The sequence below is a fragment of the Methanobrevibacter sp. genome (assembly GCF_045114555.1).
GTDB lineage: Archaea > Methanobacteriota > Methanobacteria > Methanobacteriales > Methanobacteriaceae > Methanobrevibacter.
Genome location: NZ_JBGUKT010000032.1, coordinates 19,905 through 32,866, shown reverse-complemented (window position 1 = coordinate 32,866; position 12,962 = coordinate 19,905). Strand labels below are relative to the sequence as shown.

10 protein-coding genes are annotated in these 12,962 nt (G+C 33.2%); all 10 read left to right on the top strand.

Annotated features, from left to right (window positions below; genetic code table 11):
* Positions 1–171: 171 nt before the first annotated feature.
* The 10 genes from ACJMLB_RS07955 to ACJMLB_RS07910 all read left to right on the top strand — a co-directional run bounded on the left by ACJMLB_RS07955 (position 172) and on the right by ACJMLB_RS07910 (position 12,825).
* Positions 172–1,395 carry a nucleotide sugar dehydrogenase gene (locus ACJMLB_RS07955; protein WP_405325124.1) on the top strand — a complete coding sequence of 408 codons (1,224 nt, stop codon included), beginning with the start codon at positions 172–174 and terminating at the stop codon, positions 1,393–1,395.
* Between the two features lie 306 nt (positions 1,396–1,701).
* Positions 1,702–2,034 carry a DUF2149 domain-containing protein gene (locus ACJMLB_RS07950; protein ID WP_405325121.1) on the top strand — a complete coding sequence of 111 codons (333 nt, stop codon included), beginning with the start codon at positions 1,702–1,704 and terminating at the stop codon, positions 2,032–2,034.
* Between the two features lie 84 nt (positions 2,035–2,118).
* Positions 2,119–2,850, top strand: coding sequence for a DUF2162 family putative transporter (locus ACJMLB_RS07945; protein WP_405325118.1), 732 nt, complete (start codon positions 2,119–2,121; stop codon positions 2,848–2,850).
* 67 nt (positions 2,851–2,917) lie between these two features.
* Entirely contained in the window at positions 2,918–3,559 is a 642-nt protein-coding gene (locus tag ACJMLB_RS07940) for a MotA/TolQ/ExbB proton channel family protein (protein ID WP_405325127.1), read from the top strand.
* Between the two features lie 205 nt (positions 3,560–3,764).
* Positions 3,765–7,577, top strand: a complete 3,813-nt coding sequence (locus tag ACJMLB_RS07935) for a right-handed parallel beta-helix repeat-containing protein (RefSeq protein ID WP_405325115.1) — start codon at positions 3,765–3,767, stop codon at positions 7,575–7,577.
* Between the two features lie 660 nt (positions 7,578–8,237).
* A complete protein-coding gene (locus ACJMLB_RS07930) occupies positions 8,238–9,233 on the top strand; it encodes an energy-coupling factor transporter transmembrane component T (protein WP_405325112.1) in 996 nt (331 codons plus the stop codon).
* 37 nt (positions 9,234–9,270) lie between these two features.
* Positions 9,271–11,109 (top strand): ABC transporter ATP-binding protein, encoded by a 1,839-nt coding sequence (locus tag ACJMLB_RS07925; RefSeq protein ID WP_405325109.1) that lies wholly within the window; start codon positions 9,271–9,273, stop codon positions 11,107–11,109.
* Positions 11,110–11,203: 94 nt separating this feature from the next.
* The gene (locus tag ACJMLB_RS07920) at positions 11,204–11,908 is read left to right on the top strand and encodes an ECF transporter S component (protein ID WP_405325106.1); all 705 of its coding nucleotides are present in this window, start codon (positions 11,204–11,206) and stop codon (positions 11,906–11,908) included.
* A 252-nt stretch (positions 11,909–12,160) separates the two neighbouring features.
* On the top strand, positions 12,161–12,388 hold the full coding sequence (locus tag ACJMLB_RS07915) for an AbrB/MazE/SpoVT family DNA-binding domain-containing protein (protein ID WP_405325104.1): 228 nt from the start codon (positions 12,161–12,163) through the stop codon (positions 12,386–12,388).
* Positions 12,385–12,825 carry a type II toxin-antitoxin system VapC family toxin gene (locus tag ACJMLB_RS07910; protein ID WP_405325101.1) on the top strand — a complete coding sequence of 147 codons (441 nt, stop codon included), beginning with the start codon at positions 12,385–12,387 and terminating at the stop codon, positions 12,823–12,825. Before ACJMLB_RS07915 ends, ACJMLB_RS07910 begins: the two co-directional genes overlap by 4 nt.
* Positions 12,826–12,962 lie beyond the last annotated feature (137 nt).

The window sequence follows — 12,962 nt, the reverse complement described above, 5'->3', positions numbered from 1 at the left end:
CATAGTTCAAGATACTGATGAATTGATTGAAGTTATAAAAAATGAAAATTTTAATTTGAAAAACCTTGAAGAGTTTGCTAATTTCCAATTTGATTACTTTGATGAGTTTTCAAGCAAACGTATATTAGACTATGTTTTAGATGAAAATGAATAAAAAATTGGGGAAATTTAATGAAAATTACAGTTGCAGGTGTAGGATATGTAGGGCTTTCACTTGCTGTCCTGCTCGCTCAAAAACATGAAGTTACAGCTATTACAACAACAGAATCAAAGGCAGAAAAGCTAAATCAGTTCATTAGTCCTATTAAAGATGATGAGATAGAAAGATTCTTTAAGGAGGTTCGTGAAGGGATAAGAAAATTGAATCTCCATACAACTACAGATAAGGAAGCTGCTTATAAGGATGCTGAGCTTGTCATTATAGCTACACCAACAAACTATGATGATGTTAACCATTTCTTTGACACATCCGCTGTTGAAGATGCTATAGAATGGACTCTAAAAGTTAATCCTGATGTTCTAATGGTTATCAAGTCAACAATACCTGTTGGATATACAGAGTCTGTACGTGAAAAGTATGGAGTTAAAAATATCATATTCAGTCCGGAATTCCTTCGTGAGTCAAAAGCACTTTATGACAATCTTCATCCAAGCCGTATAGTCGTTGGATGTGATGATGATCAAAAAGAGGAAGGACAGATGGTTGCTGATATTCTACTTGAAGGTGCAAGAGAAGAGGAGAAGAGAGAAAATTCTTCTAAGCAGGATATTCCAATATTATTGACACATTTAACAGAATCTGAGGCTATCAAGCTATTTGCCAATACTTACCTTGCTCTAAGAGTAAGCTATTTTAATGAGCTTGATACCTATGCTCAGACCAAAGGCCTTGATACACAGATGATTATAGATGGAGTATGTATGGACCCTCGTATTGGAGGGCATTACAATAATCCGTCATTTGGATACGGAGGATACTGTTTGCCTAAAGATACAAAACAGCTCTTGGCAAATTTTAAGGAAGTTCCGCAGACCATGATAGATGCTGTAGTTCATTCCAATACAGTGCGTAAGGAGTTTATCGCTGACCAGATCATTTCAAGGAATCCTCAAACAGTTGGAGTATATAGGCTTACCATGAAGAGTAATAGTGACAATTTCCGTGCATCTGCTGTCCAAGATGTCATGAAGAATATAAAGGCAGAAGGAATTTCAATAATTATTTATGAACCAACATTGGAGGATGGAAGTGAATTCCTGAAATCTGAAGTGGTAAATGATATTGATCGTTTCAAGAGTGAAAGTGATGTAATTCTTGCAAATCGTTTTGACTACGATATTCTTGGTGATGTAGAGGAAAAGGTATATACAAGGGATCTCTTTAGGAGAGATTAAACATTTTAGTAGAAAAATAAGTTAGTAAAATAGTGCTTTAAAGTACTTTTTAACTATTTTTCTTTGTTTTATTTTTTTTCAATTTCTTATTTTTTTGAGATTAACTTTTTAACTATTTTTCTTTGTTTTATTTTTTTTCAATTTCTTATTTTTTTGAGATTAACTATTTTTTTAAAAATATTTATAAATTTTACTTTACAATTTTTCAATTTATATAGATATACTTATTAACATTATTTAATAAATTATATCATAGAACGATGATTAAATACAAATTTAATCTGTTTATTGTAAAGAAGGTTTTATATGGTTAGAAAGAAAATCAGGCGTCGGTCACGTCAGGAAGAAGACCCTATGGCTGGAACAACAAATCTTGTAGATGCCATGCTGGTTCTTGCACTTGGGTTTTTGATCTTTGCTGTGATTGGCTGGAACTTGCAAAGTGTTATTTTCAGTGACATGTCTCCAGAAGACAGGCAGGCAGCCATGGAGTCTATTAAGGAAATCACTAATGTAACACAAGGCGAACAATTGAATGAAACTCCAGACACTTCAAACAGCTCTGGAGAAGGTTATGTTGAACAAGGTAAAGTTTATAAGGATTCGAAAACGGGTAATCTGATTATGGTAGAAGGATAATCCTTTATCATTTTCTATTGTTTTTGAATTAATAATTTATTAAAACTAGTTGAACTTAAGAAACATTAATAAAATTGTGATAGAATGAATCTATTGGTTAGTCTATTTGGCGCAATTATTCTAGCAGCAGTTCTTTTATTGGGAATTGGAACTGGATTGTTATCCAATTTCTTTAGAAATGACTTAAGGAAACATTTGATAATTTCATTGATTATTTCCATAGCAATCGCTTTAATAATAATTGCATTTAGCCCATTTTATGAAAGCTTAATAGGATTGACAGTGAATAATTTCTTCTTCTATATATTCATGGCAATAATCGCATTGATTTTAGGAATATTCACTTTCTATTATTGGGAAAAGAATAAGCAATACGATAATCTTTTAAAGGGATTATTGTACTTTGATTTCATACCAGTATCCTATGGATTGCTTGTAATGACATCTGCAGCATTGTCTCCAAGTTTTGTATTTGACACAGCCAATTTCTCCATGACTATCTCAACAGTTCATTTGGCTATCATTATAGCGGTTTTATTGATGATAATAAGCTTCATAGCTTACAGATTTTCAGATTTCATTGAAGATTATCGTGTTACACATTATCCAATCATTTATGGAAGCATGATGGTGATCTTTGCATTCGTATTCATTGTATTTGGATTCTTTGTGCCTACAATAAGCCAGGTGCTTGAATATCCATCTACACAATTGACTTTAATGCCAGTTAATGCAGGAATAGCCCTTATAGTCCTATTGGCTATTTGCTTAGGCATTGGAGCATTCTTAAAAAAGAGAAACAATAGGTTAAAATGAGTTAATAGTTTTATTTATTTAAAAAAATTATATTTATTGATATTTATTTATAGGTGATTTAATGGCAATGGCAATTCCCGGTGGTGACTTCTTAACCACTGGACTCAATTTGATTTCACAAAGTCTTTTGATACCGGTAGTAATTATACTATTGATTTTTGTAGTGGTTGTAGTGGTTTCATTAGGTGGACTAATCTATGAATACACCTCAAGAACAAGGGTTTCTGTAGATGAGGTCTCCAATCTGATTCTTGATATGTCCGCTTCAGATTCTGTTGATTCATTGAAGGCAAAAATCAATGGCTCTTCACTTCCACAGTCTCAAAAGAATCTTCTGGTAAAGATAGCAAGCACAGAAAACTTGACTGATGCTTCAAGAGAGGCATTTGCTCGTAAATTGATTGAAAACGAGGAAAACCTAACAGACAAGTCTCTTGAAGTGACTGATATCATCACCCGTATTGGACCTACCTTAGGTTTGATGGGTACCTTGATTCCTCTTGGAACAGGTCTTGCTGCACTTGGTTCAGGGGACGTAAACACCTTATCACAATCATTGATTGTAGCATTCGATACAACTGTTGTAGGTATTGGATCAGGTGCAGTGGCTTACGTTATTTCAAAGCTAAGAAACAGATGGTATGAAGAGTATTTATCTAATTTGGATGTATTGTCTGATGCAGTATTGGACTTTATGTCTAATCATTAGGTGAATTTTCTTATCTTTCTTTTCTTTTTTTTAATTATATTTTTTATATTAATTTCCCTCTCTTTTTTTAAACTCTATTTTAATTATTTATCAAATTAAATTAACTATATTTTACTTTTTTTCAATCAATTTGGATAGTTTTATATAATAAGTACAATAAAAAATAACTCATAAGAATTTGAATGGAGGTGAAATGACGAATAAAATGAAATTGCCCTCTATTCTTGCTTTAATAGTAATAATATTCTTATCTTTGAGTGCAGTTAGTGCAAGTGAAAATATTGATCTTGTCACTAATGCGACAGATAGTGCAATTGATGACACTATAGCAATATCAGACTCAAATAATGATTTAACAAGCGGTTTTGATGATTCCAATCATGAAATCACTGATAATGATTTAATCTCTGATACATATGATTTTGATGATGAAATCGCTTCTTCAAAGGAATCCGAAAAGATTGGTAGCTCTAATGAAGAGCCAGATACATTATCTGCTGAACCTATCGTAATAGATAGCTCAAGCTATTTGCAATACTTCGATTCCGATGGAAAGATAAAATCAGGTACCTTGAAAGATGGAGATACAATCAAAATCAAAAGTATCTCAGACAAGATATTTACAATAGATAAGAGACTGAACATCATTTCAGATGATGATGCAAGCTTATCAAATTGTCTTATACGTCTTGTAAAGGGAAGTTCCGGCTCTGTATTGGAAAATCTTAAGATTGTAAATACAAAGGAAAAGATCAATAATCATTATTTGTCTGGAATAAGCATAATTGACTCATCAGAGAACACGATAAGAAACTCCATTATCAATGTGAGTGTCCATAAGTGCTTTGCAATAATGATGTCAAATGCAAGCTATAATAAGATCATCAACAATACTCTCATATCTGGTCTAAGCTCAACAATTCCAATGACAGCTTCATCATACAATGAAATCAGAGACAATTACCTTGAATCTGAATATGCCAATATGATTTATCAATCAGCATATGGAAATGGAGATTTCAAGCCGATTGAAGATGAAGTCTGCAGTGGAAACATTATAGCAAACAATTACCTTAAAAGTCGAAACGGTACATACAATTCCTATTGCTATGCAATCTATCTGATGCAAACTGCAAGCGGCAATGGTGCAGTTATAGCAAACAACACCATAGAAAAGGCTTTCTATGGAATCATTGTTGAAGCTCCAAACACCTTGATATACAACAATACAATATCAAATATTGGAGGTCCTGCAGCTGTCCTTCTAAGTGGAGACAACATCATCGTTTCAGGAAACAACATCTCAACTGAACATACTGATGTTCATGATTGGAATGATGATGGAAATGTAGTTGCCATTCAAAATACAGGCAAGAACAATGTGATTGCAAACAATACATTAAGGTCTGTAGGTTCAGATTCAATATTGAATACAGGCGAAAATGCAGTTATTGCAAACAATACCATATACACAGAATCTGCAAACGGCATAAACACAACAAAATCCAATGTGAAAATCGAAAACAACACATTTGTTGGAGTAAATTCAACAGGAGTGATGATCTTCACATCAAGACTTGCAGAAAACATAACAATAAGGAACAACGACTTTGAAAGCGATAAAAGCGCAATTGTGCTAAGAGGAAATGTCAGCTATACATTAGTCTGTGACAATAGGATAAGCATCTCTGGAGACTCTGATGCCATTGCTGTATTGAAATACACCAATAGGAATCCGATAACTCCAAGTCATAATGCAATCTATAACAATACCATAAACGGTCAAATTGTGAATATGACTGATCCATCCGAGATTGAAAGGGATGATGAAGGAAATGGCACAGATAATGGTACAAGCGGTGGAGATTCAGGTATTGACAATGGAACATATAGTGACACCAAAATCAATACAGCAATCACTGTAGCGGACACTTCAATTTTCAAGGGTAATGAGCTAATTGTTTTCCTAAAGGATAAGGATGGAAATCCAATCAGTGGAGTAAATGTTACATTTTCATTATTGAATCAAAACTATGTAAGAACCACTGATGGAGAAGGTAAAGCAAGCTTGCAAATTAATGCAAATATTGGCAATTATGCAATGAATATAAATTATGCAGGAAATGACACTTATAATCCATGCAAGGTTTCAACTGATATCAGTGTCTTAAGAAACCAATTCATTGTAACTGAGGATAATTTCTATACATGCTTTGATGACAATGGTTATCTCAAATCAGAATATGAGGATTATGAACTGATCTTCCAGGGAGATTTCAATGATAAGAGAATCATTTTGGACCGTCCTGTAATCCTAAAGTCTGAAGGTGCAAAGCTATTGGATTCTGTCATCAAGATTGAATCCGATAATGTTGTGGTTGATGGATTTACAATAATCAATTCAAATCCAGGAAATGCAGCTGATAACCATAGGTTTGCCATATTGTTGGACAATGTAAAGAACGTTAATGTAACAAACAACGATATTCAATTGGAAAGCTATGACAATGGATATGGAATCTACGTATCAGAGTCCTCTAATTGTAATATTCTAAACAATAGCGTTAAGGCAAAGGCAAATGCATTGACATTTGGAATAATGCTTTATGATTCCAGCAAGAATACATTGAAAAACAACAATATTTTTGTAAACGGTACAAATAAGCCTCATCTTTATGATTCAACCATTAAAGTGGATAGTTCCATTAGTGTTGACGACTATGAAGCGGAAGGTATGGTTATTCCAGAGGTCTATAAGACTTACGGCATTATTTTATTCTATTCATCTTCAAACGATATTGGATACAATAATGTAAGCGCAACTTCTGGTGTTGACAAGTACTACACTGCCATCAAGGAATCAACAAATTCCATTGTAGGAATCGACCTGTATTATGAAAGCAGTAACAACAAGGTTCATCACAATAATGTCAATGTAACAGCTAAGGACCCATATCTTTATGGATTAGGTGTATTGGGAGCGGAAACCGGTAAGAGAGACCAAGTCTCTGCAAACAACAGCTTTACAGATAATGATATTTCTGTAAGTGGAACATATTATGCAGCAGGAATCATTGCAGGTTACAACTCCATAAACACTACAATGGCAAGAAACAAGATCCATTGTGAGTCCAATAACGTGTCCTATGGTGCTATCCTTGAAGGTGCTGATGATACCAAATTCTATAAGAACAATGTGTCTTGCAATTCCAGAATCAATTACCTAGTTGAAGGATACGATGCGGACAATAGCAGAATCTATGACAATCACATAGATTACGGCGATAAGGCATTGGTTGTAAGGGCTGTTGCATTATACAACTCCAACAACAACAGAATTACAAACAATAGTGTACCTTCATTGAAGCCACTTATTCCTAGAATCGTAAAGGAAATCAATAGAATTTGGCAAATGAAATATCCTGACAGTCCAGTGACATTCACTGAAAAGGATATAATCTATAACAGTCCAAACTCTCCTATGATAGTGAGAAAGGACGGCACTGATTATAATCTCTTGGATTTGCTTGATTATGAGCCTACAAGTCACGCTGATGTGATCTCTCCAGAGAATCAGTTGTTTGATGATATTGGAGGAAAAAACAATACATTTGATAACAATGTTGTAAGGGATTCAGATGGTGGCTCAAGTGGTGGAAGAGGTTCCGGTTCTGGAGGAAGCAATTCAGGAAACGGTTCAAATTCCGGAGACTCCAATTCTGGCAGCAATGGTAATGGAAACGGAAATGGAAACAGTTCCGGTGGGTATTCCACTGTGGATGGAACAGGAATCAAGTCAAATTCAACAGTGATGGATGGAAACACAGTAGGTACTTCATCATCTGCTCCAGTAACTGAATCAGCTACTGCATACAACTTGAATGTTGATGAGGATCCTGCAGCTGCTCGTTCATTGTCATTAGGTGGAATGAATGCTCCTGTGCTTATAATATTGATATTGCTTATACTTGCATGTGCGGCAGAACTTATAAAACGTTCCAAAAGGGACATAAAATAATTTAACTAATTTTTAAGGCATTCTTGCCTTATTCTTTTTTTATTTTTTATCTATTTTTTTAATTTATTCGATATTTTTTCCATTTTTAATAATTTTTTATCTATTCTTTTACTACTTTTTTATATTTCTCCGATTATTTTTTCTATTTTCAATAGTTTTTTTCTATTTTTTTATAATTTTTTACAAATATATGAAAAATTTTATAAGCATGTTATTACATAATATTATTATCAATTATAATTTATTTTTTATAAAATATATTTTATAAAATAATGGATTATGTTGAGGACTATGCTTTGGGAACTATATCCTAAAATTAAGGTAATGGATTCCTTATTTAAATTTGCTAGATTATAAAATAAGGAAAAAATTGCTATTATTTTCCTAAAGCATAGCTATTTGTTCTATATTTTAAAATATTTTCATGATTTTTTCTCCTTTTCTTTTTTTCTATTTTTTTAAGCTATTTAAATCCTTTAAATCAAATTTATTTTACCTTTTATAAAGAAAACTTTATATAGATTACAAATTAAAATATAAATTGTTTATATAATATAATAAATCAAGCCAATTGAAATGGCAATTAATTCTTTTATAATATGAGAAATCAAGCCAATTGAAATAATCTATTTTGAATTTTAAATATACGGGGAACTGCTTATGGAACTTACATCAATTCATCCAGGGGTTTATTTACTTTATTATTTTATAATGGTTCTATTTGCATTCATTTTCAGCGACCCCTATTTTGTAGTTACTTTTCTAGTTCTTCTATTGGTTCTGATTGCCCTTCAGGGAGTAAGTTCCGAACTTAAGAACATATTGAAGTTCTATATTCCTTTAAGCATTCTTATACTGATTCTGAATCCATTGCTTAACAGAACTGGAGCACATAAGATTTACCTTTGGTCCAACTTCTTTGTAACTTATGAAGCCATTGCATATGGGGTTCTAATGACTTTAGCACTTCTTATAGTGATTTTGGTCTTCTCATCCTACAACAGGTCAGTTTCATATCAGGAAATGCTATACATCTTCTCTAAGAAATTGCCTATCATTTCAATGATAATAGTGATGGCATTGAGATTCATTCCACTCATCAATTCAAGAGCTATTGAAGTTCAAAAGCTGAATAACTTGAAGAATAATGGAATTGAAATGGAAATGGATAGTGATGAATCTAATGATTCTGATGATTCCAATTCTTTGGATTTGGATCAATTCAATTCAAACATCAACACTGATTATGATTCCAAGCTTGTAAACAAGCTCAAATCAAACAAGAGAGTGGCAGCTATCATTAAGGAAGCGAAGACACTTGGCAAAATCATGGGAATAACAGTGTCATGGTCTTTAGAGGAGTCCATGTTTACAGCAAAATCAATGAAGGCAAGAGGATACAATGCTACTGAGAGAACAAGCTATTTGTCATACAAGTTTGGAAATGCGGATTATGCCTTCATAGCATTGATAATCGTTACAGTTGGAATAATCATTGCAGGGCTCCTAAAGGGAGTGGGAATGATCAACATTTACCCTTCAATTGACTTTAGATTCAGCAATTTGCCATTCAATATCTATTATTTGGCATTTATAGTATTCTTATTACCTTTAATTTATCTAGAAATCAAGGAGCGTATCCTATGGAGAAATTAGAAATTGAAATGATGCGTATCCATATGGAGGAGAATCCATGGCATTGATTGAATTCAATAACTTTAGCTTTGCATACATGAATTCAGATGGAACTGAATCAGAGGTAAAGTCATTAGACAGCATTAACCTTGAAATCGATTATGGTGACTTTGTACTGTTATGCGGACCGTCAGGATGCGGTAAAACCACTTTGCTCACTAATCTTAAGAAGGAATTGATGCCTGCAGGCAGAAGATCCGGTGAAATCAAGTTCAATGGAACAAGGATAATTGATATGGATGAGATTTCCTCTGCTTGCGATATAGGATACCTTTTCCAAAATCCAGACAGCCAAATAGTTACAGACACTGTAATTCAGGAGATTGCATTTCCTCTTGAAAACATTGGCCTTCCAACAGAAGAGATAAGAAACAGAATAAGTGAAATTGTTGCCTTCTTTGGAATAAACGACATACTTCACAAGAATGTGAATGAGCTTTCCGGAGGACAAAAGCAATTGGTAAACCTTTGTTCACTCCTTGTCTTAAGGCCACAGGTGCTTCTTTTGGATGAGCCTATGTCACAGCTTGACCCAATCGCTTCATATGAATTCCTCTCAATCGTGAGAAGACTTAATGAAGAATTTTCAATTACAGTAATAATGAGCGAGCATAAGGCAGACAGCATATTCCCATTCATTGACAAGGCAGTGTTCCTCAAGGAGGGAAAGATAGAGTTTGTTGACAATGCACATAACATTTGCAGTGAAGTCATTGATGATGAGATATTTGAAAATTACCTTCCTGCAGTTACCAAAATATACAACTCACTTTCCGTTAGGTATCCAAGTTTAATTAAATTGAATACTCCTTTAAGCATTCGTGAAGGAAGACGTTGTCTTAATACAATACATGATGATTTAATTAAAATAAGCGATAGTGATGCCAATTCTGATAATTTAGATTCCGTTAGTCTACATCACATCAATAAAAAATACCATTCTCAAGAAAAATCAGGCATTTTAGATAAGATTTCCCTTGGTGGAAACAGGAATGCACTAATCAACATGAATGGAATATACTTTGCATATGAAAAGGGAAATCTGATTTTAAAGAATGTTGATTTTGAATTGGAAAAAGGTGATTTCGTAAGTTTGATTGGTGGAAATGGAGTTGGAAAGTCAACATTCCTGCAATTGCTGGTTGGAATATTGAAGCCGATTAAGGGTAAGGTGAAGTATAAGAAAGGAATAAAACTGGCTTATGTTCATCAAAATCCTATGATTCACTTTTCCAAGGACAATGTGAAGGAAGAGTTTTTGGAATCAATTCTTGAATCAAAGCTTTTGAATAATAGTGATGTCATTTTCAATAAGGAAACTTATGACAATCTATTGAAAATGACTAATGAGGAATTCATTGAATCAGGTGTTTTGAATGGCTTGGAATTTGACTCAATCGAGTTCAAGTTCAAGGAACTGATTGAATTCTTTGACATTTGCGACCTGATTGACAAGCATCCTTACGATTGCAGTGGAGGAGAGCAGCAAAAGATAGTGATTGTCAAGGCATTGCTTCAAAATGCTGATGTGTTGGTATTGGATGAGCCTACAAAGGGTCTTGACCCGATATCAAGCAAGAATCTTGCAAACATATTGAATTCCCTTCGTGACAATGGAATCACAATCCTTATGACAAGCCATGACCTGGACTTTGTTGCAAACAATTGCAAGCGATGTTTAATGCTATTTGACAAGGACATTCAGATTGATGATGATCCTAAAGTGATTTTTGCTGAGAATAACTTCTATACAACCTTTGTAAACAGGATGGTAAAGGATTATGTTCCTGAAATAGTCACTTTAGATGACTTGAAGTCAAGATGGGAGTTGGAATAGATATTTTATTTGAGTTATGATTTTAGATTTATTATTAAAAATTTTTAGATTATAGATTTTTAGATTTATTGATTATTGTTTAGAGTGTGTTATTATGAGTGCAATGGATGAAATGTTATCAAATATGACTGTAAGTTCTTCAGGAACTGTAAACACTCCAATATTCACCATTACAATGGTGATTTTCCTGATACTATTGCTTGCAGGAATTATTTATGTAGTTTTTAAGATGTATGAGGCTAAAAAGCCACCTGTTGAATCTATCGTATTGATTGCTGTCTTGACAGCTATTGCAACTGTTGGACGTATCATTCTAATGTCAATTCCTGCAGTGAACTTGGCATCATTCATCATTATAATGGTTGGTGTTGTATTCGGCAAGGAGGAAGGTTTCCTTGTTGGTGCATTGACTGCTTTTGTATCAGGTCTCTTTATGGGAATGGGATACTGGGTCCTGTTCCAGATGCTTGCTTGGGGACTTATGGGAGCCAGTGCAGGATTCCTCGCTTCCAGATTTGATAGTGTAGGATTCAGAATAGTGTTTGGGCTTCTTTGGGGATTCCTCTATGGTTGGATTACAGACATTTCAGCTATTTTCTATTCAGGAACAGCTTTGGAGATCACTCCAATCATTGCATTATACCTTAATGGTGTAAGCTATGACTTAACCCACGGTGTAACCAATGCAGTGCTTTTAGTGGTATTGTATGATTGGTTCAAGAAGATGTTTACCAGAGCTAAAGTGAAATACTTGTCTGGACATTCTTCTGAAAGTGAAAGCATTAGTCTTAGTGACTAATGTTTTATTTTTTTTTTCAAAGTTTTTACCACAATGAGTTAGTTCATATAGTGGATTAACTCACTATTTTTTTTACACATTTGTGTTTATTCACAATTTCGCACTTTAAAAATTTTTATAATGTCTAAAGTCTAATATTTCATTGTAAAATAAATTATTTTTGATTAGTAAAATAAAATCATCATAGTAACTTTTATAAAGTATAGTAAATATAATATTACATAGCAATAATTAAAAAGTATGGTGATTTTTATGGTTATTGAAACTAAAGTCTATAAAAAGAATCAAACTACAATTCCCGCAGTATATAGAAAAAAGTATGATGTTCAGCCGGATGATATAGTTGAATGGGAAGAGAATGATCGTGGAGAGATTGTAGTTTCTTTCAGGAAAAAATTATCCTTTAGGGACCTGATGGGATCAGGAACTGTAAAGACTAAAACAAATGCAGTTCAATTGGAAAAGGAGTTATATGAATGAGCAAATTATTATTGGATACTAATTTCATTGTGGCTGCCATTCTACCGAATGATGAGTTGCATGAGAGGGCAGTTAAATTGGAAATTAAAGAGAATTTAACTGTTTCAAATGAATGTTATGTTTCCAATCAGATTGTATCAGAAGTAATGAACATATTAGGTCAAAAGGATAGTGTTGAAGTAGCTAAAAATACCTACAATATGATGAAAGACAATTTCATTTGGATCAATGAATATGAAATTCCAGATTTCAATGATTCAGTGCTTAGCACATATAAGCGTCTTAATCGAAGAAGAGATAAGGATTTAAAGGCAAAGCATAAATTGGGATTCACTGACTGCTCAATTATAACTACTGCAAAATTGGTTTCGTTAGATTCCATAGTCAGTTTTGATGAGAATTTTCTAAGAAATGATATGGTGGATATTATTTATTAGATTATTTTTTATCAAATTTTACAATATTTATCCTAGTTAATGTTTTTATTTTCTCATTTATGTTTATAATTTTCACTTATTTTCAAAATCTTAACTGAAAATTAAGCAAATCTTATTTTAATGTATTATTATAACTG